Annotated in this window: 22 protein-coding genes, 1 tRNA gene and 1 other RNA gene; 6 read left to right on the top strand and 18 right to left on the bottom strand. The window is 70.8% G+C overall.

The window, feature by feature from the left end; all coding sequences use genetic code 11:
- Positions 1-22: 22 nt before the first annotated feature.
- From ACIP37_RS01475 to ffs, 9 genes are all read right to left on the bottom strand, one after another.
- A complete protein-coding gene (locus ACIP37_RS01475) occupies positions 23-1,210 on the bottom strand; it encodes a hypothetical protein (RefSeq protein WP_400804019.1) in 1,188 nt (395 codons plus the stop codon).
- Positions 1,203-1,748, bottom strand: coding sequence for a SigE family RNA polymerase sigma factor (locus tag ACIP37_RS01480; RefSeq protein WP_363579722.1), 546 nt, complete (start codon positions 1,746-1,748; stop codon positions 1,203-1,205). Before ACIP37_RS01480 ends, ACIP37_RS01475 begins: the two co-directional genes overlap by 8 nt.
- 392 nt (positions 1,749-2,140) lie before the next feature.
- Positions 2,141-3,220 (bottom strand): aspartate-semialdehyde dehydrogenase, encoded by a 1,080-nt coding sequence (locus tag ACIP37_RS01485; RefSeq protein ID WP_363579723.1) that lies wholly within the window; start codon positions 3,218-3,220, stop codon positions 2,141-2,143.
- Positions 3,217-4,497: an aspartate kinase gene (locus tag ACIP37_RS01490; protein ID WP_063348651.1), complete on the bottom strand. Its 1,281-nt coding sequence runs from the start codon at positions 4,495-4,497 to the stop codon at positions 3,217-3,219. Before ACIP37_RS01490 ends, ACIP37_RS01485 begins: the two co-directional genes overlap by 4 nt.
- A gap of 425 nt (positions 4,498-4,922) precedes the next feature.
- Positions 4,923-5,672 (bottom strand): DUF5063 domain-containing protein, encoded by a 750-nt coding sequence (locus tag ACIP37_RS01495; RefSeq protein WP_363579724.1) that lies wholly within the window; start codon positions 5,670-5,672, stop codon positions 4,923-4,925.
- Positions 5,665-6,264, bottom strand: coding sequence for a recombination mediator RecR (recR, locus tag ACIP37_RS01500; protein ID WP_363579725.1), 600 nt, complete (start codon positions 6,262-6,264; stop codon positions 5,665-5,667). The genes ACIP37_RS01495 and recR overlap by 8 nt, the downstream gene beginning before the upstream one ends.
- A 181-nt stretch (positions 6,265-6,445) precedes the next feature.
- The gene (locus tag ACIP37_RS01505; RefSeq protein WP_063348649.1) at positions 6,446-6,784 is read right to left on the bottom strand and encodes a YbaB/EbfC family nucleoid-associated protein; all 339 of its coding nucleotides are present in this window, start codon (positions 6,782-6,784) and stop codon (positions 6,446-6,448) included.
- Between the two features lie 121 nt (positions 6,785-6,905).
- Positions 6,906-9,092 carry a DNA polymerase III subunit gamma and tau gene (locus ACIP37_RS01510; RefSeq protein ID WP_400804026.1) on the bottom strand — a complete coding sequence of 729 codons (2,187 nt, stop codon included), beginning with the start codon at positions 9,090-9,092 and terminating at the stop codon, positions 6,906-6,908.
- Between the two features lie 91 nt (positions 9,093-9,183).
- Positions 9,184-9,274: signal recognition particle sRNA small type (ffs, locus tag ACIP37_RS01515), an RNA gene on the bottom strand.
- A 110-nt stretch (positions 9,275-9,384) separates the two neighbouring features.
- On the opposite strand from ffs, the gene ACIP37_RS01520 reads away from it, so the two are divergent.
- The 3 genes from ACIP37_RS01520 to ACIP37_RS01530 all read left to right on the top strand — a co-directional run bounded on the left by ACIP37_RS01520 (position 9,385) and on the right by ACIP37_RS01530 (position 11,226).
- Positions 9,385-9,469, top strand: a tRNA-Ser gene (locus tag ACIP37_RS01520).
- An 80-nt stretch (positions 9,470-9,549) separates the two neighbouring features.
- Positions 9,550-9,882: a hypothetical protein gene (locus ACIP37_RS01525; protein ID WP_363627824.1), complete on the top strand. Its 333-nt coding sequence runs from the start codon at positions 9,550-9,552 to the stop codon at positions 9,880-9,882.
- A gap of 309 nt (positions 9,883-10,191) precedes the next feature.
- Positions 10,192-11,226 carry a restriction endonuclease gene (locus ACIP37_RS01530; RefSeq protein ID WP_400843061.1) on the top strand — a complete coding sequence of 345 codons (1,035 nt, stop codon included), beginning with the start codon at positions 10,192-10,194 and terminating at the stop codon, positions 11,224-11,226.
- 258 nt (positions 11,227-11,484) lie between these two features.
- On the opposite strand, the gene ACIP37_RS01535 is transcribed toward ACIP37_RS01530, so the two are convergent.
- The 4 genes from ACIP37_RS01535 to ACIP37_RS01550 all read right to left on the bottom strand — a co-directional run bounded on the left by ACIP37_RS01535 (position 11,485) and on the right by ACIP37_RS01550 (position 17,016).
- Entirely contained in the window at positions 11,485-12,912 is a 1,428-nt protein-coding gene (locus ACIP37_RS01535) for a hypothetical protein (protein WP_363627826.1), read from the bottom strand.
- A complete protein-coding gene (locus ACIP37_RS01540) occupies positions 12,909-14,873 on the bottom strand; it encodes a hypothetical protein (protein ID WP_363627827.1) in 1,965 nt (654 codons plus the stop codon). The genes ACIP37_RS01535 and ACIP37_RS01540 overlap by 4 nt, the downstream gene beginning before the upstream one ends.
- A complete protein-coding gene (locus ACIP37_RS01545; RefSeq protein ID WP_363627828.1) occupies positions 14,870-15,661 on the bottom strand; it encodes a toll/interleukin-1 receptor domain-containing protein in 792 nt (263 codons plus the stop codon). The genes ACIP37_RS01540 and ACIP37_RS01545 overlap by 4 nt, the downstream gene beginning before the upstream one ends.
- 116 nt (positions 15,662-15,777) lie before the next feature.
- On the bottom strand, positions 15,778-17,016 hold the full coding sequence (locus ACIP37_RS01550; protein ID WP_400804033.1) for a helix-turn-helix transcriptional regulator: 1,239 nt from the start codon (positions 17,014-17,016) through the stop codon (positions 15,778-15,780).
- A gap of 509 nt (positions 17,017-17,525) precedes the next feature.
- Here ACIP37_RS01550 and ACIP37_RS01555 point away from each other — a divergent pair.
- A complete protein-coding gene (locus ACIP37_RS01555; RefSeq protein ID WP_363579742.1) occupies positions 17,526-18,017 on the top strand; it encodes a hypothetical protein in 492 nt (163 codons plus the stop codon).
- Between the two features lie 49 nt (positions 18,018-18,066).
- On the opposite strand, the gene ACIP37_RS01560 is transcribed toward ACIP37_RS01555, so the two are convergent.
- Positions 18,067-19,026, bottom strand: a complete 960-nt coding sequence (locus tag ACIP37_RS01560) for an aldo/keto reductase (RefSeq protein WP_400843064.1) — start codon at positions 19,024-19,026, stop codon at positions 18,067-18,069.
- Between the two features lie 165 nt (positions 19,027-19,191).
- Between ACIP37_RS01560 and ACIP37_RS01565 the strand changes: the two genes are divergently transcribed.
- Positions 19,192-19,608, top strand: coding sequence for a VOC family protein (locus ACIP37_RS01565; protein ID WP_363579744.1), 417 nt, complete (start codon positions 19,192-19,194; stop codon positions 19,606-19,608).
- Between the two features lies 1 nt (position 19,609).
- Here the strand turns inward: ACIP37_RS01565 and ACIP37_RS01570 are convergent, their stop codons facing one another.
- Both ACIP37_RS01570 and ACIP37_RS01575 read right to left on the bottom strand, forming a co-directional pair.
- Complete coding sequence (locus tag ACIP37_RS01570; protein ID WP_400843067.1) at positions 19,610-20,317, bottom strand: helix-turn-helix domain-containing protein; 708 nt, start codon at positions 20,315-20,317, stop codon at positions 19,610-19,612.
- Between the two features lie 128 nt (positions 20,318-20,445).
- Positions 20,446-21,981, bottom strand: a complete 1,536-nt coding sequence (locus ACIP37_RS01575) for an MFS transporter (RefSeq protein WP_400843070.1) — start codon at positions 21,979-21,981, stop codon at positions 20,446-20,448.
- 215 nt (positions 21,982-22,196) lie between these two features.
- On the opposite strand from ACIP37_RS01575, the gene ACIP37_RS01580 reads away from it, so the two are divergent.
- Positions 22,197-22,949 carry a TetR/AcrR family transcriptional regulator gene (locus ACIP37_RS01580; protein ID WP_400843073.1) on the top strand — a complete coding sequence of 251 codons (753 nt, stop codon included), beginning with the start codon at positions 22,197-22,199 and terminating at the stop codon, positions 22,947-22,949.
- Positions 22,950-22,956: 7 nt separating this feature from the next.
- Here the strand turns inward: ACIP37_RS01580 and ACIP37_RS01585 are convergent, their stop codons facing one another.
- Positions 22,957-23,730 (bottom strand): isocitrate lyase/phosphoenolpyruvate mutase family protein, encoded by a 774-nt coding sequence (locus ACIP37_RS01585; protein WP_400843076.1) that lies wholly within the window; start codon positions 23,728-23,730, stop codon positions 22,957-22,959.
- The gene (locus ACIP37_RS01590) at positions 23,727-23,888 is read right to left on the bottom strand and encodes a hypothetical protein (RefSeq protein ID WP_400843079.1); all 162 of its coding nucleotides are present in this window, start codon (positions 23,886-23,888) and stop codon (positions 23,727-23,729) included. Before ACIP37_RS01590 ends, ACIP37_RS01585 begins: the two co-directional genes overlap by 4 nt.
- Positions 23,889-24,031 lie beyond the last annotated feature (143 nt).

A 24,031-nucleotide genomic window follows, 5' to 3' on the forward strand; every position in this document is an offset into this window, starting at 1 on the left:
CGCCGCCGGACCGCGAAACCCGTCAGCCCGCCGGGGGCGTGTCCGACGGCTGCGACGCCGGTGCGCCCACCGCCTGGACGCCGCCGCGGTACAGGGTGCCGGCGCAGGCCACGGGGAAGGTGGCGGTGGCAACGGCAGGGCTGCCGGGGGCGGGGGTGTGGGCGATGGTGGCGGTGGCCGGCGCGGTGGTGGGGTTGCCGGTCGGGGTGGCGGTGGGGCTGGGGGCGTTGGTGGGCCCGGCGCTGGGGGACGAGCTGGCCTGGGGGTTGGTGCTGGGGACCGCCGAGGCGTCCGAGGCCGCCGGGGCGGCACCGGTGGCGGCGGCGGGTGCCTGGGAGGCCCCGGCGGCCTGGTTGGCGCCGCCCTGGCTGGTGGGGCCGGTGGTGGCGGTGCTGCCGCCGGAGGTGGGGCAGGTCCGGTCGGGGATCCAGTCGAACGACACCCGGTAGCCGGCCTGCGGGGCGAGGACGGGGGGCTCCGCGTCCATCGCGGGCAGGTCGCCGGCCGGGTCGCCGGCGGCGTGGTCGGCGGTGCGCACGCGGCTGCGGTCGGTCCCGCTCACCGCCGTGACGGCGACGGCGCCGGGGCCGCCGAGCCGGCAGCTGCGGCCGGAGACGTTGTACACGGTGAACGAGCCGTGGATCCGGCCGTCGGCGTCGGCCGGGCCGACCTGTGCGCCGCCCTGGCCGAGGTCGGCCCGGGTGCAGAGCGGGGTGATCGGGCTGTCGCCGGTACTGGCGGCGGGGGCGGCCGGGGCGGTGGTGCCATCGGCGCGGGTGGTGCTGGCGCCGGGGCTGGGTGAGGCGGTGGGGGTGCCGGAGGGTGACGCGGTGTCGCCGGTGCCGCTGGGGCCGGGCCGCGAGGGCGTGCCGGTGCCGGGGGCGCCGCCGGCCCTGGTGCCGGTCGGTGCGGCGGGGGCCGGGCTGCTGGCGTCGGCCGAGCCGGGGCCGCCGGACAGGCCCAGGTGCTCACCGTCGTGCAGGGCGGGCAGGGCGACGGCGACGGCGAGGGCGAGGGCGACGGCGCCGGTCCAGGCTCCGCGCCGGGCGGCCCGGCGGCGGGGTACGGCGTACCGGATCCGCGGCAGGCCGCCGGGTTCGGGCTGGATGCCGGCGACGGCGCCGCGCATCAGGTCGCGGACGCTTCGTTCCTCGGCGGAGAGCCCGTCGCCCTCACCGTCCGAGGGCCACCGCCCGGCGCCGTCAGCCATGCCCGGCCTCCATCTGGATGCGCAGGGCGGCGAGTCCGCGCGAGCCGTAGGCCTTCACCGATCCGAGCGAGATGCCGAGGGTCTCGGCGACCTGCGCCTCCGTCATGTCCACGAAGTAACGCAGCACCAGAACCTCCCGCTGACGGCGTTGCAGACCACGCAGCGCGGCCTTCAACTGGTCGCGCTCCAGCGCATCGTAAGCGCCTTCTTCTGCACTGGCCATGTCAGGCATGGGCTTGGGCAGCAGGCGCAGGCCGAGGATCCGTCGGCGCAGGGTCGAGCGGGACAGGTTGACGACGGTCTGCCGCAGGTAGGCCAGGGTCTTCTCGGGCTCGCGGACCCGGCGCCGGGCGGCGTGCACCCGGATGAACGCCTCCTGGACGACGTCCTCGCAGGTCGAGAGGTCGTCCAGGAGCAGCGCGGCGAGCCGCAGCAGGGAGCCGTAGTGGGCCTGGTAGGTCTCGGTGAGCAGGTCTTCGCTGGTACCCGCGTCGGTACCGGCACCGGAGCCCGCCGCACCGGGTGCGACCGCGGTCATCTGGTCGTCTTCCGGCCTACTCGCCGGCCACGGGGCGCGCGAGGGGAAGGCCACCACGGCTCTCGCCGGGATGCCCGCCCCTGCTCCCACCATCACGTTCGCCACGCCCGTTGGACACTCGATCCCCTGTCATGGTTGCCCAGCCCGGGGGCCATTCTTCCGCATCGGCGGAAGAGGCCTCCAGGGGATTCCATCGGGATTCCGGACAGATTGTGTCGAGGAGCGGACACGTCCTCCCCGGATCGGGGGCCGCGCGGGCCCGGGAGCGGGCGGCTCCAGGCCTTCCCGGGCCATCTCCCAGGCCTCCTACCAGGCCTCTTCCTGCGCCCTCTCCCAGGCCTCTTCCCGCGTCTCTCCCGGGCTTCCTGCCAGGCCTCTTCCCGCGCCTTCTCCTACGCCGCTCCCGGCGCGCCTTCCTGCGTCACCGTCAGCTCACCCGCCACCAGCTCCGCGATCTGCAGCAGGTTGAGCGCCGCACCCTTGCGCAGGTTGTCGCCGCAGAGGAAGAGGTCGAGCGCGGCCGGCTCGTCGAGGGCCCGGCGCACCCGTCCGACCCAGACCGGGTCCGTCCCGACCACGTCGTTCGGCGTGGGGAACTCGCCGGCCGCCGGATCGTCGTACAGCACGACCCCGGGGGCGTCGCGGAGGATCTGCTGCGCGTGCTCCTGGGTGACCTCGCGTTCGAAGAGCGCGTGCACGGCCAGCGCGTGGGTGCGGACGACCGGGATGCGGACGCAGGTCGCGGAGACCTTGAGGGCGGGCAGGCCGAGGATCTTGCGGGCCTCGGCACGGATGCCGACCTCCTCGGAGGACCAGCCGCCGTCCACCAGGGAGCCGGTCCAGGGCACCGCGTTGAGCGCGAGCGGGGCGGCGAACGGCCCGTGGTCGGCGATCACCGCACGCAGGTCGCCGGCCTGTCGGCCGACCTCGGTGCCGGCCACCAGGGCGGTCTGCTCGCGCAGCGCCGCCTCGCCGATCCGGCCCTCGCCGGAGGCGGCCTGGTAGGAGGCGACGACGAGTTGAACGAGCCCGTACTCGGCGTGCAGGGCGCCGACGGCCGCGATCATCGCGAGGGTGGTGCTGGCGGGGCTGGCGACGATGCCGCGGGCGCGCAGCCGCAGCGCGGCCGCGTTGACCTCGGGGACGACCAGCGGCACGTCCTCGGCGGTGCGGAAGGCGGCGGAGTCGTCGACCACCACGACGCCCTTGGCGGCCGCGATCGGCGCCCACTGGGCGGAGACCTCGTCGGGGACGGCGAACACGGCGACGTCGATCCCCTCGAAGGCCTCCTCGGCCAGCGGGACGACCTCGACCGGCACCCCGCGCACGACCGGCTTGCGGCCGGCCGAACGCGGGGAGGCGACGAGTCGGATCTCGCCCCAGACGTCCTGGCGCAGGGAGAGCAGGCCGAGCAGCACCTCGCCGACCGCGCCGGTGGCGCCGACGACGGCGAGGTTCGGCCGCCGGGTCATCGCCCGGTGCCTCCGTAGACGACGGCCTCGTCCGTCTCGCTGTCCAGTCCGAAGGCGCTGTGCACGGCGCGGACGGCCTCCGGCACGTCCTCGGCGCGGGTGACGACCGAGATGCGGATCTCCGAGGTGGAGATCAGCTCGATGTTGACGCCCGCGGCGGACAGCGCCTCGAAGAAGGCCGCCGTGACACCCGGGTTGGAGCGCATGCCCGCGCCGACCAGGGAGATCTTGCCGATCGCGTCGTCGTAGCGCAGCGACTCGTAGCCGATGCCCTCCTTGACCCGGCCGAGCGCGTCGATGGCCTTCTGGCCCTCCGCCTTGGGCAGGGTGAAGGAGATGTCGGTCAGCCCGGTCGACGCGGCGGAGACGTTCTGCACCACCATGTCGATGTTGACCTCGGCGTCCGCGATGGCGCGGAAGATGCGGGCCGCCTCGCCCGGCTTGTCGGGCACGCCGACGACCGTGACCTTGGCCTCGGACGTGTCGTGGGCGACTCCGGAGATGATGGCCTGCTCCATCTCGCCCCCTTCGGGCTTGTGCGGGTTCTCGTTGCTGACGATCGTCCCGGGAAGACCCGAGAAGGACGAGCGTACGTGAATCGGGATGTTGTAGCGCCGGGCGTACTCCACGCAGCGGTCGAGCAGCACCTTGGAGCCGGACGACGCCAGCTCCAGCATGTCCTCGTACGCGATCCAGTCGATCTTGCGGGCCTTCGCCACCACGCGCGGGTCGGCGGTGAACACGCCGTCCACGTCGGTGTAGATCTCGCAGACCTCGGCCTTGAGCGCGGCGGCGAGGGCGACGGCGGTGGTGTCCGAGCCGCCGCGGCCCAGCGTGGTGATGTCCTTGCTGGTCTGCGACACGCCCTGGAAGCCGGCCACGATCGCGATGTTGCCCTCGTCCAGGGCGGTGCGGATGCGACCAGGCGTCACGTCGATGATGCGCGCCTTGTTGTGGACGGAGTCGGTGATGACGCCGGCCTGGCTGCCCGTGAAGGACTGCGCCTCGTGCCCCAGCGATTTGATCGCCATGGCCAGCAGCGCCATGGAGATGCGCTCTCCAGCGGTCAGCAGCATGTCGAACTCACGGCCGGCAGGAAGCGGTGACACCTGCTCCGCGAGTTCGATGAGCTCGTCCGTCGTGTCGCCCATTGCGGACACCACGACGACGACCTCATGGCCGGCCTTCTTGGCATCAACGATTCGGCGGGCAACGCGCTTGATGCCTTCGGCATCCGCAACGGATGAGCCGCCGTACTTCTGCACGACAAGGCCCACGTGCGCTCCTCGACTTGTGTCGTCTTCCGGGGGCACCAGGCCCCCGCACCCCCGGGGAAAAGGGGCTGTGCGGTCGGCGCCAGTCTACCGAGCAGGGGTGCCACAACCGGCGCTTTCCATATGATGAGACGCCCGTTTCAGCAGGTGGTCGGCGAAACGGGCGGCACCACCGGCAGGTCTGCGGGCAATTCGCCACCGCCCCGAAGAATCGGCGGATCAACGGACGGTGATCCGGCGGGATTTCTTTTCCGCGCGGAATGCTGAGGCATTCGTCACAATCAGCCGACGACCGGCCGATGCCCGGCAGATGCCGGGCCGACGACCGCCGGGGGGCGCACCGAAAACCGGCGCGCGCCGGGGGCGACGTTCGGGCGTGCCGGAATCGCGCGGACGTGCCGGAATGGCACGGGCAGCGGAGGGCGGCGCTACCGCCCGAGGCCCAGCTCCGCCGCCATCAGGTCGCCGGCCTGCTGCTCCAGCTGCTCGTCGGTGAGCCCGTCGTCGTCGGTGTCGGCTCCGTCCGGCACCGCGCCGATCGGACTGTCCAGCCGGACGTGCGCGATCAGCGACTGCAGCGCCCGCAGCACCGCCGTGCAGGTCGTGCCCCAGTTGGAGAGGTACGAGAACTGCCACCACCACAGCGCCTCGCTGACCCGGCCCTCGCGGTAGTGGGTCAGCCCGTGCTGCAGCTCGCCGACCACGCCGGCCAGGTCGTCCGAGATCCGGAAGGCGTTCGGCTTCTCCGGCGGGCCGTACGGGTCGAAGACCTCGTGGTAGACGTCGATCGGCGCGAGCAGCTCGGCCAGCCGCTCGCGCAGCTGCTCGCCGTCCGGCTCCGGCCCCGCGTCGGGCTCGAAGCGGTCCTCCGGGACGACGTCCTCGATGGCGCCCAGCCGGCCACCGGCCAGCAGCACCTGCGAGACCTCCAGGAGCAGCAGCGAGACCGCGCTGCCCGGCTCGTCGCCCTTGGCGACCTCGGTGACGGCGAGCACGAAGCTCTCCACCGAGTCGGCGATCTGCACGGCGAAGTCGTCCGGCTCCGAACCGTGCGCGTGGATGTGCGGGGTGTGGCTCTGCGGCTCCCCGTGCGGCTGTCCGGGGGCCGGCTGGTGGGCCTGCCCGTGGGACGGCTGGTGGGGCGTGTGGGGCTGCTGGTCGAGCGTCCGGTCAGACATCGAGAAGTCGTCTCCCTTCGAAGGCGCGACCGAGGGTGACCTCGTCCGCGTACTCCAGATCCCCGCCGACGGGCAGGCCGCTCGCCAGCCGGGTCACCTTCAGGCCCATCGGCTTGCAGAGCCGGGCCAGATAGGTGGCGGTCGCCTCCCCCTCCAGGTTGGGGTCGGTGGCCAGGATCAGCTCGGTGACCGTGCCGTCCGCGAGGCGCGCCAGCAGCTCGCGGATCCGCAGGTCGTCCGGGCCGACGCCCTCGATGGGGCTGATCGCGCCGCCCAGCACGTGGTAGCGGCCGCGGAACTCGCGGGTGCGCTCGATGGCGACGACGTCCTTGGACTCCTCGACCACGCAGATGACTCCGAGGTCGCGGCGCGGGTCCAGGCAGACCCGGCACCGTTCGGCCTCCGCGACGTTGCCGCAGACCGCGCAGAACCGGACCTTGTCCTTGACCTCCAGCAGCGCGTGCGCGAGGCGGCGCACGTCGGTCGGGTCGGACTGCAGGATGTGGAAGGCGATCCGCTGGGCGCTCTTGGGCCCGACGCCGGGCAACCTGCCCAGTTCGTCGATCAGGTCCTGAACCACGCCCTCGTACAACGTCGCGCCTTCCCTCGGATGGTCGGTGGTGCTCCGGTGCCATCATCCAACGAATCGGGCGCCGGACACACCGCCCGACGCCCGACTCCCACATAAATCACATGGGTCCGTTGTCTGAACTTCAGAACTTCAGGACCTCAGACCTGCCTGGTCGGAGCCCCCGTCCGGGAGCTCCCCCAGGTCAGAACGGCAGACCGGGGATGCCCCCGCCCAGGCCCTGGGTCAGCGGGCCCATGCGCTCGGCCTGCATCTTCTGCGCCGACTGGTTGGCGTCCCGCACGGCCGCCAGGACCAGGTCGGCCAGGGTCTCGGTGTCCTCCGGGTCGACGGCCGCCGGGGCGATGGTCAGCGCCACCAGCTCACCGGCACCGGTCACCGTGGCCTCGACCAGGCCACCGCCCGCCGAACCGCTCACCTTCGTCTCCGCCAGCTCCTGCTGCGCCTGCGCGAGATCCTGCTGCATCTTCTGCGCCTGCTTCAGCAGCTGCTGCATGTTGGGCTGGCCACCACCGGGGAACACGGCTCACTCCTCGCTTCGTGCTTGCTGTCCTGCGTCGCCGTCCTGCCTGCGGTCACGTCCGCTTGCAGTCCCGCTCGCGTCGTCACGGCCGAGCCTACGTGCTGCCGGGGCGGGCCGTCGCTCAGTTGCCGCGGTGGTGGATCTCCTCCAGAACCGTCGCGCCCAGCTCCCGGATGATCAGCTCCTGACCGGAGAACGCCTCCTCGTTGAGGTCCGGGTCGTCCTCCTCCGGGATGTCGTCCTCCGGCGCCACCGCGCGCACCGGACGGGCCGGCGGCGCAGCCACCGGCGGCGGGGCCTGGACCGGCGCGGGCGCCGGGGCGGCCTGCACCTGCGGGGACGGCTGCGACCGGACCGGCGCGGGCACCGGAGCCGGAGCCGGCACCGGCGGCGCGGCGGCCGCCGGACGGGCCGGGGCCCCCCAGCCGCCACCGCTCGGGGCGGCACCGCCCAGGCCACCGCCACCGATGGCCGTACCGCCACCGAGGGAACCGCCCCCGGACGGGTCGACGATGCACTCGATCCGCCAGTCCACACCCAGCGCGTCGGTCAGCGCCTGGCGCAGCACGTCGTCGCTGTTGCTGCCGACGAAGCTGTCCCGGGCGCCCGCGTTGATGAAGGACACCTGGAGCACGCTGCCGTCGAACCCGGCCACCTGGCCGTTCTGGCTGAGCAGGATCCAGGTGAAGCGGCGGCGGTTCTTCACCGCCTCCAGAATCTGCGGCCACAGCTGCCGGACCTGCGCCGCGCCCTGTTGCGCGGCGGCCGACGCCGGCTCGGCGGGCTGCCCGGCCGGGGCGGGCGCGGGCGCCGCGGGGGCGCGGGCGGGGGCGGACACCGGGGCCTCGACGGCCTCGGCGGCCTGGGCCGGCGGCTGCGGCGCAGGGGCCGCGGCCGGGGCCCCGCCCGCCGGCGGGAAGCTGCGCGGGATCGGCCAGGCACCCGGCGCGGGCCCGGCGGGCGCCGCGGGGGCTGCCGGTGCTGCCGGTGCGACTGGCGCAATCGGTACAGGAGCCGCCGCAGGGGCCGTCGCGACCGGCGCGGCCTGCACCGGGGCGGCCTCCGCCACCGGCGCCGGCGCCGGAACGGGCGCGGCCATGGGCGCCGCCACCGGCACCCCCACCGCCATCGGCGCGGCGAACCCGCCGGCCGCCGCCCGGCGCTCCAGCTTGTCCAGCCGCGCCTGCAACGACAGCTCGTCGCTGTACGCGCCCGGCAGCATCACCCGGGCGCAGATCAGCTCCAGCTGCAACCTCGGCGCCGCGTTGCCGCGCATCTCGGTCAGCCCGGTGTTGACGATGTCCGCCGCCCGGCTCAGCTCCGCCGAGCCGAACGCGTCCGCCTGCGCCTGCATGATCGCGACCCGGTCCGCCGGGGCGTCGATCAGCCCCTTCTCCCCCGCCTCCGGCACGGTGGCCAGGATCACCAGGTCGCGCAGCCGCTCCAGCAGGTCGGCGACGAAACGGCGCGGGTCGTGCCCGCCCTCGACCACCCGGTCGATCACCTGGAACACCGTCGCCCCGTCGTGCGCGGCGAAGGCGTCCACCACCTCGTCCAGCAGCGCCGAATCGGTGTACCCGAGCAGCGAGGTCGCCATCTGGTACGTCACGCCGCCCTCGGCGGCGCCGGCCAGCAACTGGTCCATGACCGACATCGAGTCACGCACCGACCCGGCCCCGGCCCGGACCACCAGCGGGAACACCGAGTCCTCGACCTGGATGCCCTCCCGGCCGCAGACCTCCGCCAGGTAGTCGCGCAGCGTGCCCGGCGGGACCAGCCGGAACGGGTAGTGGTGCGTCCGGGACCGGATCGTCCCGATCACCTTCTCCGGCTCCGTGGTCGCGAAGATGAACTTGAGGTGCTCCGGAGGCTCCTCGACCACCTTGAGCAGCGCGTTGAACCCGGCCGAGGTCACCATGTGCGCCTCGTCCAGGATGAAGATCTTGTAGCGGCTGTGGACCGGCGCGAAGAACGCCCGCTCCCGCAGCTCGCGCGCGTCGTCCACACCACCGTGCGAGGCCGCGTCGATCTCGATCACGTCGATCGAGCCGGGCCCGCCGGTCGCGAGGTCGCGACAGGACTGGCACTCCCCGCAGGGCGTCGGCGTCGGCCCCTGTTCACAGTTCAGACAGCGGGCCAGGATGCGCGCACTCGTCGTCTTCCCGCAGCCGCGCGGCCCGCTGAACAGGTACGCGTGGTTGACCCTGTTGTTACGCAGGGCCTGCTGGAGCGGAGCGGTCACGTGCTCCTGCCCGATGACCTCCGCGAAGGTCTCGGGGCGGTAGCGGCGGTACAGGGCTAGGGACACACCCCCGACGATATCGGGACGCGCCGACAAACGCGTCGCCCCTCGCCTCACCGCCGTCCCCCACCGCCCCCCGGCGACCGCCCGGGAACGCAAAGACCCCCCGTGCACCCGCCAGAGCCCTCTTACCCTTGCTGCCTTCCGGCCCTGGGGGGGTTCAGAGAGATAACGCCACACGAGGGGCTGACCCCCACACTACCGGATCCGAGCCCCGACGATCCACAGGCAACCCCACCCTCACGCCTACGGGATCGCTGGTCGCGACCACCCCCGAACATGTACTAAGCTCTCCCACGGAGGATTCGCCTAGAGGCCTAGGGCGCACGCTTGGAAAGCGTGTTGGGGGCAACCCCTCACGAGTTCGAATCTCGTATCCTCCGCCGGCAGAAGGCCCGGACCGTTTCGACGGTCCGGGCCTTCGTCGTTCTGCCCGGCCTCGCTAGGCGCGGTCGATGAGGGCTTGGACGCCGTCGAAGATGCGGTCGAGGCCGAACTCCAGCGGGTCGACGGTCTCGGGGACGAAAGCGCCAGCGGCGATGGCGCGGATCAGGGTGGGAAAGCGGTCGGCATGCCGGTCGAGCAGTGCACCGCTGAGGCGGGCCCACTCCTGGCTGTGCTCCTCGTCGAAGTCGAGCTACTGCTGATGGGCGCCGACTCCGAGCCGCTTGCGCTCGAAGCCGTGACCATCGACGAACGGGCCGAGGGCATCACGTTCCACCTCCCGTTCTTCATCTTCCAGGGCGACGGCGACGTGCTCACCCAGCCCGCCCGGCCAAGCGCCTCTTCGACGTGACCGCCCCGGTCAAGACTTCGCACTCATCCGGGGCGCCGGCCACTTCGCGTCCTTCCGCCACCCCAACCAGGTTCCTCGACCTGAGCCCGGCGACAACCGTTGCGGGCCGCGGAAGCTCGCCGTTCCCCACCTGTTCCGGGCCTTTCATCGCGCTGAAGGCGAACGGCTGTGCCGCGCACGCTTCCTGTTTCGACCCAAGAGCCGCGTGACTATCCGTGTGGCTGGTCCACCGCCGGATCGGGTCTTGGGAGCCTCCGGATCCGCCTAGGATCCGAGATCTCAGCGGCTCCGGTCACGAAGATGGGCGATATGGGCAGCGTGTGGGTCAAAGGGCAGGAAGTCATCGAGTATATGAGCGAATTCGTCGGCTTCAAGCTCGGACTGACCGTCTCCGCAGAACAGCTCGCGCAGGCGGTGAGGACGCATGGTGCGCTGGAGCTATGGCCGGATGACCTCGAAGTCACCTACCGCTACCGGTCCGAAGCCATGGAGTACCTCGGCCACACGCTCCTCACCGCGTTCGGCGACCCGGATGCCGCCGACGTCCGGGACTCGCCCCTGGCGATCGCTCCTCTCCTGAAGGAGTTCGCGGATTTCGGCGATCTTGACGAAGCGCTCAAGTTCGTCATGAACGGCCTTCCGGAACTACCTCTGAACGATCAGGGAGACGCGCTGGATCCGGCCCCGCTCCTCGAAGAGGTATCCCGGCGGTGGGGGGTGGACGGAGTGGCAGTGGCCCTGCGGCTCATGGGAACCGTCAATGCGCGTCTCACATCCAACCTCTGGACCCGGGTTCGGCGGACGGAACACAGCTCCCGGGTCGACCTTCGCGATCTCTTCGACTCGGAGTCGCTGCCCCTGCCCCTGGGCGTGTTCATCGATCAGCGGTTCATCGACTACCTCGACGCCAACACCAAAGAGTTGGCTTGCATGCACTGGCGACAGTTCGAGGGACTCGTTGCAGAGAAGCTGCGCCGTGAAGGCCTGAAGGTAGGCCTTGGCCCCGGCCGCGCCGACGAGGGCGTGGACGTCCGCGCATGGGATCCTGACGCACCAGCGGATGCACCAGCGGTCCTACTGGTGCAGTGCAAGCGAACCCGCCAAAAGATCGAACGCGTGGTCGTCAAGGCGTTGGCTGCAGACGTGATCTTTGAAGGGGCTCGCCGGGGAATGGTGGCTACCACCTCCGCCTGGTCGCCAGGCGCTCGCTCCACGGTGGACGCGCGGAGCTACCCCGTAGACGAAGCGAACCAGGACACACTGATCGAGTGGCTTGCCCAGATGCGGACCCCTGGCGCAGGTCTCTGGCTACCAGAGGGGATCCGTCAGGTCCCCCGTGCATGAACCCGCGGGCCTACTGAACATGAGCTCCGAGCTGTGCAGGGACGACCCGCCGTGGTTCCAGTCCTGGCTGTCTTCACCCCCGTTCCGGCGAGGTTCGGAACACGTCCAGTAAGTCGTCTCCAACAGATCAGGGCGCCCACGTTCGCCGACAACGCCCAGACGAACATTGGGAAGGCGCGGCTGGGGCAGCTCCTCACGAATTCGAATCCCGCCCCCTGCCAACGTCGACCGGCCGGGGCCACGTTAAATCGCGCTGTTTCAGCCATGCGCCAACGGATTCTCTCCAACGGAACTCCCGGAATCTGGTGACGGCCTGGATTCGTTGGTCGCTCCACGCCGCGACGAGGTACCCCAGATCACGCTGGTCGTGTCGTGGTAGTCGTCCGCGATGTTCGGCCCCCCAATTCGGTCTGCGTCTGATGCCTGGCCGACGCGGTCATCGAGGTGCGGCCGATCTTGGTACCCAACTCGCGGATCCGGGCCGGTTCCCCCGGAGTCCGCGAGTCGAGAGTCCGTCTTCGGCTGTTCGGGCTTGTCGCGAGCGGGGTGTGTCGCAGCCGATGCCTCTTCTTCGAGCCGCGTCTCACCGGCCCACCGACCCGACAAGTGCTGTCGGATCCGTTCGGCCGCCACGACTCGGCCGGAGGCGTCCGTTGAGCGTGCGATCCGGTGCACAAGCACCTCCCGCTCGACAGATCCCTCCTCCAACCCGAGCTCCTCCAGCAGTTCGCGCACGCGTTCGACCACGGTCGAGTCCGGATCCACCAGTGACGGAGCAACGGAATCGACGGGGATCGTCTCTCCATCGCGCTCCTCAGCCGAGCACTCCGGACCACCCGATCCATACCCTGGGATGCCCGGCGCAGGTGTCGACTCGCAGGTGGGAAAACCGGCCACCAAACGTCGAAACGGTTCAGGCACCTCGGTGTCATTCGCAGCGGCGGACAACTGGGCGAGAGGCCCGATCATTTCCACTGCCTTCTCCACTTCATCCTCGTGACGCGTCAGCCACCACACCACCGCACTACCGGGGCTCTTCAGCACCTCCTCGCCGATATAGGACCGCCTGTTTCGCTCGTACTGCTGGTGTTGTTCCCAGGCGTCCTCTGTCTTGCGAAGCCTGGCCAACTTCTCCAGCCGGTCACGGTCAGACTGGTTCAGGGTCAACGTGGCATTGGTCGCCAGTGCGGTGAAGAGCCCCGACGCATCGACGGCCTCAGCACCCAGCGATCCGACCAACCGGTATCGGGCGGCGTCCCAGTGGTAGGGGTGTTCCTGACTGGTGATGAGCTGCGCCCGCTTCAGTACAGCCGACACGGCAAGGTTTCCCAGGCTGGCGTGTGGGAGGTCCGGATGACTTCGCGTCGGCCGCCAACGCACAGTGGCAGAGAACACGAAGTCGTAGTCAGGTAGCGCACTCGGAAGGGTCAGACCATCCACGTGGGTTTCTTGAAGCGGCTCTGCGGGAGGATTTGGCCTGATGTACAACGGCTCCGACAGCGGCTCTGCCACGGGTGAATGGCGTGGACTCTGACGCACCACCAACAAACCCAGGCCAGCTGCCACGGTCAGCGCAAGAAAGATGCCCACCCAGGCCGGCCAGTTGAACAGCCGACCGACCAGAGCAGGAACCGATGCACAGACGAAGACGAGGAAGACGGGTAGGGCCTTGTTTCGGTAATTCATCGAGGCTCCCTCTCTGGTACGCCAGGACGACTATCAAGGGTCTCAATGCCCTGAGCGAAGTCGATCTTCTGCCAAAACCGGTAGGCGGTCGCCTTCCGAGAGTCCGAGGACCCATTCGGAGCCGAAGTCTCTGCCACGGCCCAGTCGCGAGTGATCAGGTAGAGGTGGTTCAGAACGGACTGGCGGCCCTCGGCGGCCTGAAGCACAACGTCCAATGCATTCCGCCATCCGCGCGCGCCGTCTGCCGCGGTCAACCACTGGTGTGCTGTGGGCGCCCAGCTGTCAGTGGGCAAGGCCAGCACTGCCTGCCAGCTGGCACGAAGGGCCTGCCACGGCGGTGGGAACAGGATCCCGGCCGGCTTGAGGAGTGCGAGAAGCAGCGTCAGGTTGGGAGTCGGCGACGTACCTGACCGGGCGAGCAACCGGTCGATCAGTTGCTCGTAGAGGCGCCGGTCCGCCCTGGCCAGCTCCAGGAGTTCCGCCCGAGCGACATCGATCTCCTCACCGCCGGACCGCAACGCCAAGTGATGGAGCCGCACTACTGCCTGATCGGGGTGGCTGGCGCCGATGACGTGGCGGCACAGGCCAGTCAGCACGCGTAGAAGATCTGGAGAGAGCCTTGGCCCGACCGCCCAGTCGTAGATCTTCGAACGGATCCTGGCGCCGTACCGTTCGTGATTGAGTCCCTGCTCAAGGAGGGCCGCCGCCTCAGCGTTCCACCGTCTGGAGGTACCGGATCGTGTCCAGAGTTCAGCCAGAGTGGAGAGGTCGCCAGGTCGTCCCGCAGCGAGTGACTGCTCTGCGAAACGCACAACCAGGTTCGTCCGGTCGTCGCCCGTAAGTTCCGGCAACGCGACTGACCGGCCGACCCAGTCCCGCAAGTTTTGTCGCAGGTCCGGGAAGTTGACCCAGAAGTGGTTTCGTACAGCGCCATCGTATGCGAGCCGCTCGAAGCGGACCCGGCCGTCGTGGTCGCGCCGAATATGCAACGACGTCAGCTGCTCGCCCAAGTCGGCCTGAGCCAGTCGGGGTGTCTCATCACCGTTGTGCCGCAGCTCGGCCAGTAGGCTGGCTGCACTGTGGAAGACAGCGTCAGCGGTGGCACCGTTGAGCATGGCCGCGGTGAGTAGCAACGCCCGCTCCTTCACCGTGCGGTGGGCACTCACCTGCCTGGCCACCTCGCCCGTCCAATTGGTGACTACGGCAACCGCCTCGTCCCGCCAGGCAGAGAAGTCGGAGCCGTAGGCGCCACTGTCCCGCGCACGGCACACCATCTCCGCGAACCTGGCCAGCTCACGCATAGGTGACTCGTGAAGCAGGTGTTTCAGCTCCGGTACGCTCAAATGTTCAGGCACGAAGTCGATGCCGCCCACTCGGAGGTAGCGGCTGAGCACCGCAGGCCCGTGAGGTCGTCCTACATGCACGACGAGCGGCGCGAACTCGGCATCCAGCAGATAGCCGAGACCGGCTGGCAGAACGACGACCATGCGTGCGGCGTTCTGTTCAACAACCGCCCGGTAAGAGGTCAGAACGCGCTGAGCGCCCAGGTAGGCGTCGTCGGGCGTACTGGACAGGTCGAGAAGGAAGCGGTCGTCCGGTGCGATATCCAGGCCGCTTTCCTCGCGTTCCACCGACAGTTCTTCGAACCTCCCCGCTGGCAGGTCGAGTTGGTGCAACAGCATGGTGGCGGCGGCACGGCGACCGCTGCCTTCCGGGCCGTCCAAGAGGACAACGGAACCGGGGGTGGCCAGCCTCTCCACGGCGGTGCCGTAGCGATCCGGCGGCACGAACCAGCGGCTGAGTCGCAACCGGTGCTGGTGAGCGATCACCAGCGGATTGGTGCCCGTTCTGACCAGTCGATCGGACGTCGCGGTAGTGTGCCAGAAGTTGTACTGCGGTCCGCTTCCGCTGTGGAGCGGTCCCTGTGAGTCGTTGACCCAGCTGTAGGCCCCTTCGCTCACCTGTCTCCGTCCTCAGGGCAGCGACTGTTGTCGATGTTGGTACGGACGGTGCCGGAGTGCTTGCCGGCGATGTAGTTGACACCCATCCCGTCGCCGGAGAACCGCGGGGCCGTGTACTGGTGTCCGCTGCCCGTGTGCACCGGACCGCTCGGTTCACTGACAAAGGTTCCAGAGAAGCCCCCGGTCAGATTGCCGATACCGCCACGCTGCCTGCTGCGGATCTCGCGGGCACGGATCTGGATACCCGCCGATCGGATCTCGCCATCATCCGTGTCATCCAACCGCCGCTGATCGTGGCCGACGCCCAGGCGGTCGGCAGCGGCCAGCTGCGGAACGAGGGCGGCCAAGTCGTTCCCGATGCGGGTGAGGTCAGCTTCCGCATTTCGCAGGTCCAGTCGCCTGTACTGATGGTCCGCCAATCCGGACAGCACGAGGGGCAGGTCCGCGCGCTTCAAGCGAGGCGCGCGATCAACCAAGACAGGGACGATCAGAGCACCGGACTCGAACGCCTCGATGATCTCCCTGCGAGTCCAGTCCTCAGGGTTGTCAAGCGCCCGGCTTCCGTCCGCGCTCGACGCTTCCATCCAGCGCAGACCGATTACGGGCAACAGAACGCTACTGCGTCGAACGGCGGTGATCAGTGCCTGCGGAAATTTCTGACCTGCTTCGATCGACTTACTGGCCCGGAATACCCGATCGCTGCCGAAGCGCCGGGAGAGCTCCCGTTCGAGCAACGTGGCGGTGCCTTCCTCGTCTCCGGTACGGTAGTTGATAAAGATGTCAGGCATGGCGGATCTCCTCCCCGGAGGTACGTCTTTGGGTCCAGCAACGGAACGGCCGCGCCGGCCTGCCGGTTACGCAGGCACGAGTCCCCGCTGCAGCGGCCGAACCGTTTGATGTGCTGTCAGGCTTGAATGGTGTGCAGTGCCCTGGCCAGGGCGGGTTGGAGATCACGCACGGATCGGTTGGTGCGAAATCGCGCCAACTCCCTGGCCAGCCGCCGAAGGTCCGCGGTCACCGTGGCGGAGCGCACGGCGATGACCATGTCGAGCAGTTCACCCGCGATTTCACAGGAGTGCTCGATTTCGCCGGCCGCAGCGTGTGCCAGCGCCCGTCGCAGGCCGTACCTGGCCCGGGTGCGAAGTGCCTGTGGCGCAATGCCCAGGCACTCCCGATCGAAGACCTCAGCGGCCTCCCGGGGACGTCCTAGATCGAACAAGCACCAGCCGGTCACCATGGCCGCCGGATCCGTCAAATGGGAGGTGCCGATTACCGGTCCGGTGCCGGTCCTGCCTGAGGCCGAGTCGAGCAGGTGCCGAGCCCGGTCAAGACTCCGCATGCAAGAGTGCTCGTCCCCGATCAGGGCATGTCCCTGCGCCTCGCGCTGGGCAGCCAGCCCCCGGATCCGGAATGGCAGTCGGCTCTCCTGCGCCCGGCTCGCGAGGGCGATGGTCTGCTCGGCATCAGCGTCGTAGAAGGTGACGAGCGCACGCCGGACGAGAGCGTAGAAGGCCAGGTCACGATCACCCCCTGCCTGCGCGAGTTCGACGGCGCTGGCGGTCCAGCCGAGGGCCGACTCGTTGTCGCCGGCCTCCTGCGCCATCCAACCCGTGAAGTCGGCGAAGTGGGCGGCAAGCACAAAGAGCCGTGCTCCGTCGCGCGAGCCGCTCGTAACAGCGAGCTTGGTAACAGTGCGGGTTTGGGCCTCGAGCAGGTCGAGAAGAGCGGTCGGCTCGGTAACCTGGCCTAGCTGTCGCATCTGGTCAAGCTGCGCTAGAAACGGCCCGGTGAGTGACACGCCTTCTGGTCGGTCTACCCGTTCACCGTCCACCGAACCGAAGCCGATCAGTGATGCCGCTCCAACCGTGAGCGGGCTGCGGCGTGCCATCGACTTGCCTGCCCTGCGCATCCGTTCAACGCGCTTGGACGGGTAACGACCGACCAACCTCTGCAAGCGCCCGCCTGCTCCGAACAACGTGTCGCAGCGTCGGGCCAAGTCCATGGAAGGTCGTTTCTCGCCGCGTTCGATTCGGCTGAGGTGGCTCCTGCTGTAGTTGACCTCTTGGGCAAGATCCCCAAGGGTGAATCCGGCCTCGCCTCGCAGTCGGCGCAGTTCCCAGCCGAATCCTAAGGGCATGGCCATGCCAAGCACCTCCATGGTGATGTCTGAAACTGAGCAATCCCGGTGAGTGGTCGGAGCGCCCCGCCGCTCCGAAAAGGATTTTGGCACGCGCCATGCCCGCCAAGGGGCGATCCGGCCGAGTTGCCCGTTGCCTCTTCCGATCGCCGCTGCATGCACTGACCGGCCCGGAGACGGACCGCGAGAGTCGGAAGTCGAGGACCACGCCGCCGACCACCGCCACGCACCTCCGGCAGTCGCCGAGCAATGGCGGACAGATTCGCGTCTGCCCCGCAGGCCACGAACACCGGACTCGGGCACACTCGGGCCGAATCGCCGTCCTCGACCCGTGCACCGAGGCGACACCTCGCGCCGCCTCCTCTCGACTGCCGACAGGCGGCGAGCGCGAGAAGATGGAATTAATAGCAACTCAATCACCAATCTAGTCCAGGTTAGTACCTGGACACATGGAGACATGACGTGCAAGTATCTGTCCTGCCGCCAGATAGGCGACACGTCGGAGGGGAAGAAACATGACGCAGGACAACCAGCAGTTCATCTCGGTGCCGGTGCCGGCTCAGTACGTCACGCAGGTGTACGCGTTCCTCGCGGAGCTCTCGGGAGCCGCTGCGGGGCCCGCGGTGGCGGCGCCGGCCGAGGGGGGGCCGCAGGAGGACGGCGAGTGGCCGTTCGTCGAGTGGACCGTGCAGGATCTGCGCCGGCTGACGGCCGATCCGCTGGACTCGGTGCAGGCGGTGACCGGGGTGCTCGACATCCTGGCGAAGCAGCCCGGCGAGCGGGTGAGTTACACGTCCCTGGTCGAGCTGCTCGACGTGGACCGGAAGCGGCTGCGCGGCGTGCTGTCCGCGTTCACCCGGGTCGTGCACAAGCACTACGGCCGGCGGAACTGGCCGATGAGCTGGGTGGAGGCGCTCAGTGACGGCGCCGAGTTCAAGTCGGAGTTCTTCTACACGGTGAGCGAGACCACCGCCAACCGGTGGCGGGCGGTCCGCGCGCAGGGCTGACGGCGCTCAGGACTGACGGCGCGCAGCCGGTTCGAGGCGGACGCCGCGGTCAGGCCGCGGTGTCCAGCCGCCGGCGCTGGTCCTCGTCGAGCACCAGGTCCAGGGCGGCCAGGCTCTCGTCCAGCTGGGCGACGGAGCTGGCGCCCACGACCGGGATCGTCGGCACCGGGTGGCCCAGCAGCCACGCGAGCACCACCTGGTTGACGGTGGCCCCGGCCTCCTTCGCCACCTCGGCCAGGGCGGCCAACTGGGCCTGCACCACCGGCCACCGGTACTTCTCGGACAGCGGCCGGTCGGGCCGGCAGTACGCGCCGCCGAGCAGTGGGGAGTACGCCAGCAGCAGCAGCTCCGGCCGCCGCGCGACGTACGACAGCAGCTCCTCGTCGGCGTGCTTCTGGATGCCGAAGTCCGCGTCCGGCCGCGGCCGGAGGTAGCTGTGGCGCTGCTGGACGCACCGGTAGCCTGGCCAACTCCGCTGCTCGGCGAGCTCGTTGGCGGTGGCCAGGTCCGCGGCGCTGTGGTTGCTGCAGCCGAGCCGGCCGACCTTTCCTTCGGCCACCAGCTCGGCAAAGGCCCCGAGGGTCTCCTCGACCGGGGTGGACGGGTCCGTCACGTGGGCGTAGTAGACGTCCACGCGGTCGGTGCCGAGCCGGCGCAGGCTGCCCTCGGCCGCGTTGCGCAGCGCGGCGGCGGACAGCCCCTCCATGTGCGCGGGGAAGGGGAGTTCGGGCACCGGGCGGGCTCCCGCCTTGGTGGCGAGCACCAGTTCGTCGCGGTTGCGCCGGCGGGCGATCCAGCGGCCGAGCAGTTCCTCGCTCTCGTACCCCGTCCCGCCGGGGGCCCAGAAGGCGTAGTTGTTCGAGGTGTCGACGAAGGTCCCGCCGGCCTCGGTGAACCGGTCCAGGATCGCCGTCGCGGTCTGCTCGTCCACGGTGGTGCCGAAGGTCATGGCGCCGAGGCACAGCGCACTGGCCTTCGGTCCGTCAACTCCGACACTGCGGTACAGCATCAGGCATCCCTCCCAGGGGGTCGTCGGCAACGGTGGTGCGCGCCGGGATCGGGTCACCGGAATCATTACCCCGGTCATGCCCGACTCGGCCAGTGTGCAGACCAGCCGGGAGACCGTCCGATTCGTTCAAGACGGGGCGTCCGGGCGCCGCCTACCGTGACGGGCATGAACAGCACACCAGCACCGCAGTTCGCCGTCGTGGGCCTCGCCGTCTCGGACCTGGCCGCCTCGATCGCCTTCTACCGGCGGCTCGGACTCGCGTTCCCCGACGGGGCCGAGCAGGAGCCGCACGTCGAGGCCGTGCTGCCGGGCGGGCTGCGCCTGGCCCTCGACCCCGACTCCACCATCCGCTCGTTCCACCCGGACTGGCGTCCGCCGGCGGGCGGCGGCCGGACGGCACTGGCGTTCCGGTGCGCCGACCCCGCCCAGGTGGACGCGGTCTACGAGGACCTGGTCGGCGCCGGGTACCACGGCGAGCTGAAGCCGTGGGACGCCTTCTGGGGTCAGCGGTACGCCGTGGTGCACGACCCGGACGGCAACGGCGTCGACCTGTTCGCGCCGCTGCCGGACGCCGCGGACTGAGTCAACGGGGCAGCAGGACGGTCGCCGGCACTCCCGCCAACTCCCGTACGTCACGCGCTAGATGGGCCTGGTCGGCGTAGCCCGTCCGGGCCGCCGTCTCGGCGAGGGGCACGCCGGAGCGGGCCAGCGCGAGGGCGCGCTGCAAGCGGAGGATCCGGGCCAGGGTCTTGGGGCCGTAACCGAAGGCGGTCAGTGAGCGGCGGTGCAGTTGCCGCGCGCCGAGGCCGACCGCCTCGGCGGTCGCCGCGACCGAGCGGCCGGCCGCCAGGGCATCGGCGACCGCCCGGACGAGCGGGTCCACCGGCCGCGCGTCGGCCGCCAGGCGCAGCGCCAACTCCTCCAGGGCCACGGCCGGGTCGGGCGCCGCGTCGATGCGTCCGGTACGGCGGCGCACCTCGGCGCCGGGCCGGAGGTCCGCCAGGTCGACCCGCCGGTCGCGCAGTTCGTACGCGGGCACGCCCAGCAGGGCGGGGGCGGCGCCGGGCGGGAGGCGGACTCCCGCCCACGGGCCGCGCAGCCCCGGTCCGAGCTGGAAGGCGCGGGTGTCCGGCCCGGCGACGAGGAGCCGGCCCTCGGTCCAGAGCAGGTCCATGCAGCCGTCGGGCAGGACGAGTCCGGCCGCGCCGCCGCCCGTGCTCCCGACGGCCCGGCGCCTCCACACGACCGCTCCCGGCAGCCTCGACGCCCACTCCGCGTACTCGGGGGACATGGGGCCCAGGCTACGCACCGCCGCCGGGGGTCGCCGGGGGGCGGCGACACACCGGCGGCACGCCGACGGCCCCGGCCGCACGGGGCGGGCAGGGCCGGGGCGGGCAGGGCAAGGCAGGGCGAGCAGGCTCAGCCCACCCGCTGGACGACCTCCGCCTCCGCCTCCGCCTCCGCCGCGTCCTCGACCGGGCCCGCCACCGGAGCGGCCTTCCGGCCGTCCCGCATCAGCACCAGCGTCAGCCCCGCGGCCGCCAGGACGGAGATCCCGCCCGCCGTGAAGGTGACGGAGGCCGCGGTGTTGAACGCGTCGCGGGCGGCGGCGGCCAGTCCGCCGTCCCCGGTGCTCGCGGCGAGGGCGAGCGCGTCGGTGATCGCGTGCTTCCCCGCCGTGGGCGCGTCGGTGGGCATCGCGCCGGTGTAGGTGCTGGACAGGACGGCGCCGAGGATGGCCACGCCCAGCGCGGAACCGGACTGCTGGATGGTGTCGTTGAGCGCGGAGCCGACGCCGGCGTGCTCGCCGGGGATCGCGCCCATCAGCGCGTTGGACGCGGCCGGCATCCCGAGGCCGGAGCCGGCGCCCAGCACCAGCATGGCCAGGGCGACCTTGACGAAGCCGTCGCCGACCGAGAGCGTGGCCAGCAGCCCGAACCCGGCCGCGATGACCAGCATGCCGACCGAGGTCAGCACCCGCGGGGCGACCTTCCTGCCGAGCGTGGCACCGACGGCGTTGAACACCAGCGAGGCGACGGCCAGCGGGATGAACGCCAGGCCGGTGTCGGTGGGCGAGAACTTCAGCACGAACTGCAGGTACTGGGTGAGGACCAGCATCAGGCCGCCGGTGGCGAAGGTCAGCAGGACGAGCGAGAAGCTGGCGCCGGTGAACACCCGGTTGCGGAACAGCCCGAGCGGGACCATCGGCGAGTCGGTCCGGACCTGGCGGACGGCGAACCCGGCCAGCGCGAGCACCCCGACGGCGAGCGTGCCGAGCGTGCCGGGGCTGGTGATGCCGTCCCGGGGCAACACGATGATCGACCAGACCAGCGCGGTCATCCCGGCCATCGAGAGCACCATGCCGGGCAGGTCGGGCCGACGCCACGGCCCCTTGGACTCCGGCATCAGCACGACCGCCGCGATGATGGCGACCGCCGCGACCGGCACGTTGAGCAGGAAGACCGCGCCCCACCAGAAGTGCGCGATCAGCGCACCGCCGAGCACCGGCCCGCCGACCAGGCCGATCATGGCCACCGCGCTCCAGGCGGCGATCGCCTTGGGCCGTTCCTCGTCGTCGAAGACGGTGATCAGGATGGAGAGCGTGCTCGGCATGACCAGGGCTCCGCCCACGCCCATCAGCACGCGTCCGGCGATGAGTTGGCCGGGGCTGTCGGCGACGGCCGCGACCAGGGAGGCGGCGCCGAACAGCACCAGCCCGATGATCATCACCTTCCGCCGGCCGAACCGGTCGGAGAGGCTGCCCGAGGTGAGCAGCAGCCCGGCGAAGACCAGGATGTACGAGTCGATGATCCACTGGATGTCCTGGGCCCCGGCCTTGAGGTCCTCCGCGATCGGCGGGATGGACACCGTGAGCACCATGTTGTCGACCACCAGCACCAGGCTGCTGAGACAGAGCACGACCAGGATGAGCCAGCGACGCGGCTGACGGTCCACCGCAGTCCCCCTTCGAAGTGAGCGCGCCGGCCGCAGCCGGACGGAAGTCGTCGCGGGCACGCCGCACCCCGTCCCCACGGGGGCGGCGCGCTCCGCTCCGCACACTGTACGGAGACCGCACACTGTTCGCAAAGCCGAACAGTGTGCGGTGCGGCTTATGCTGAACGGAACAGCCGAGCCGAGCACAGGCGGGCGAAGACCGAGAGGAGGGCCGGATGACGGCCAGGTCGAAGGGCGTGCCCGGGACACCGTGGAGCCGCCCCGAGCGCCCCCGGCGCGAGCAGCCCGCGCTCAGCCGGACCCAGATCGTCGCGGAGGCCCTCGCCATCCTGGACGGCGACGGCATCGAGGCCCTGAGCATGCGCAAGCTCGGCGCCCGCCTCAACGCCGGCGCCACCTCGATGTACACCCACGTCGCCAACAAGGACGAACTGCTCGCCCTGGTCGTCGACGAGGTGTTCGGCAAGATCCGGATCCCCACGGTCACCGACACGGACCCGGCGGACTGGCGCACCACCCTCGCCGAGTGCGCGGCCAGCACGCGTGAGGTCGTCCTGCGCCACCCGTGGATGGTGTCGGTGATCGGCGACCTGGGGCTGGTCTACTTCGGGCCCAACTGGATGCGCCTCTCCGAGGCCCTGCTCACCTTCCTGGATGCGGCCGGCTTCACCCCGACGGAGGCCAACGACGCGATGGGGGCCCTGCTCGGCTACGTCATCGGGACGGCCAGCGTGGAGGCCGCCTGGCTGAGCGCGCTGGCCCGGCAGGGCCGGGACGAGCAGGGCTGGATGGACGAGCTCGTGCCCGCCGTCATCGAGGCCACCCGGGACTTCCCGCGCCTGCACCACCTCTACACCACCGAGGTCGGCTCAGCGACCGACGGCGGCCGCGACAGCGGCTTCACCAACGGCGTCCGGCTGATCCTGGCCGGCATCGAGGCCACCCGGCAGGACCGACCCGACAGATGACGCACCGTCACTTTCCGCTCAACGCCTGGACCTCGGCGTAGCCCGGCACCGGACCGACCTCATCGCCCGCACCGACGGCCGCCGCCGTGGCCACCGCCGCCGCCAGCGCGGAGCGGTACAGCAGCGAGCCGAGGCTGACCCGGGCCACCCCCAGCGCGGCAAGCTCGGCGAAGCCCGGACCGGTCGGCGTCCAGAGGACGTTGAGCGGGGCGGCCAGCCGTTCGACCAGCGCCACGATGGCGGCCGGATCGGCCAGCCCCGGGACGAACACGCCGTCCGCGCCCGCCTGTTGATAGACCTTCAGGCGGCGGACCGTCTCCGGCCCGGGGTCGTGGCGCCCGGCCCAGCAGGTGTCGGTACGGGCGTTCACGAAGAGCTCCGGCACGGCCGCCTTCACCGCCGCGATCTTCGCCGCGAGGACGGCGGACGGCGCCAGGGTGCCGTCCGCCCGGCCGTCCTCCAGGTTGATGCCGACCACCCCGGCCTGCGCCAACTCGACGGCCAGGCAGGCGACTTCCTCCGGATCATCACTGAACCCGGACTCGGCGTCCACGCTCAGCAGGAACCCGCTACGGCCCAGCCGGCGGGCCAGCCGCACGGTCTCCGCGCGGGTGACGGCCACGCCGTCGGGCAGGCCGGCGGCGGCGGCCACGCCCAGGCTGGTGGTGCCGATCGCGGCGTAGCCCTCGGCGGCGAGGGCCGCTGCCGAGGCGTGGTCCCAGGCGTTCGGCAGCAGCAGCGGCCGGCCGGGGCGGTGGTGCAGGGCGGCGAAGGGGGTCATCGGGTCACCTCCGGGGAGTGGTCGCCGACGGCGCCCGCGCAGAACGCGGACCCGACGACGTGGTGGACGAGTCGGCGCAAGCCCCAGCCGGTGCCCGGCGAGTCGTCCAGGGCTGCGGTCACCTCGCCGCGGCGGGAGAACACCGTGGGATCGCCCATACCGGCCATCCTGGCTCCGGCTCGTTTCGGCCCGCGCCGAACCGTGCCGCCCCCGACCGCCCCGCCCCGCGCCGCCGACGGTTCGGCCCGCGCCAAACTGCGCCGCCCCCGACCGTCCCACCCCGCGCCGCCGACGGTTCGGC

Source organism: Kitasatospora sp. NPDC088861, assembly GCF_044750105.1.
Taxonomy (GTDB): Bacteria; Actinomycetota; Actinomycetes; order Streptomycetales; family Streptomycetaceae; genus Kitasatospora.

Excerpts from the sequence above, each read along its gene's own strand:
- ACIP37_RS01530 (WP_400843061.1), top strand. The coding sequence starts at position 10,192 with ATGGGCAGCGTGTGGGTCAAAGGGCAGGAAGTCATCGAGTATATGAGC.
- ACIP37_RS01560 (WP_400843064.1), bottom strand. The coding sequence starts at position 19,026 with ATGCTGTACCGCAGTGTCGGAGTTGACGGACCGAAGGCCAGTGCGCTG.
- ACIP37_RS01545 (WP_363627828.1), bottom strand. The coding sequence starts at position 15,661 with ATGCCTGACATCTTTATCAACTACCGTACCGGAGACGAGGAAGGCACC.
- ACIP37_RS01475 (WP_400804019.1), bottom strand. The coding sequence starts at position 1,210 with ATGGCTGACGGCGCCGGGCGGTGGCCCTCGGACGGTGAGGGCGACGGG.
- ACIP37_RS01555 (WP_363579742.1), top strand. The coding sequence starts at position 17,526 with ATGACGCAGGACAACCAGCAGTTCATCTCGGTGCCGGTGCCGGCTCAG.
- ACIP37_RS01570 (WP_400843067.1), bottom strand. The coding sequence starts at position 20,317 with ATGTCCCCCGAGTACGCGGAGTGGGCGTCGAGGCTGCCGGGAGCGGTC.
- ACIP37_RS01495 (WP_363579724.1), bottom strand. The coding sequence starts at position 5,672 with ATGTCTGACCGGACGCTCGACCAGCAGCCCCACACGCCCCACCAGCCG.
- ACIP37_RS01535 (WP_363627826.1), bottom strand. The coding sequence starts at position 12,912 with ATGAATTACCGAAACAAGGCCCTACCCGTCTTCCTCGTCTTCGTCTGT.
- ACIP37_RS01550 (WP_400804033.1), bottom strand. The coding sequence starts at position 17,016 with ATGGCCATGCCCTTAGGATTCGGCTGGGAACTGCGCCGACTGCGAGGC.
- ACIP37_RS01580 (WP_400843073.1), top strand. The coding sequence starts at position 22,197 with ATGACGGCCAGGTCGAAGGGCGTGCCCGGGACACCGTGGAGCCGCCCC.
- ACIP37_RS01565 (WP_363579744.1), top strand. The coding sequence starts at position 19,192 with ATGAACAGCACACCAGCACCGCAGTTCGCCGTCGTGGGCCTCGCCGTC.
- ACIP37_RS01585 (WP_400843076.1), bottom strand. The coding sequence starts at position 23,730 with ATGACCCCCTTCGCCGCCCTGCACCACCGCCCCGGCCGGCCGCTGCTG.
- ACIP37_RS01480 (WP_363579722.1), bottom strand. The coding sequence starts at position 1,748 with ATGACCGCGGTCGCACCCGGTGCGGCGGGCTCCGGTGCCGGTACCGAC.
- ACIP37_RS01485 (WP_363579723.1), bottom strand. The coding sequence starts at position 3,220 with ATGACCCGGCGGCCGAACCTCGCCGTCGTCGGCGCCACCGGCGCGGTC.
- ACIP37_RS01590 (WP_400843079.1), bottom strand. The coding sequence starts at position 23,888 with ATGGGCGATCCCACGGTGTTCTCCCGCCGCGGCGAGGTGACCGCAGCC.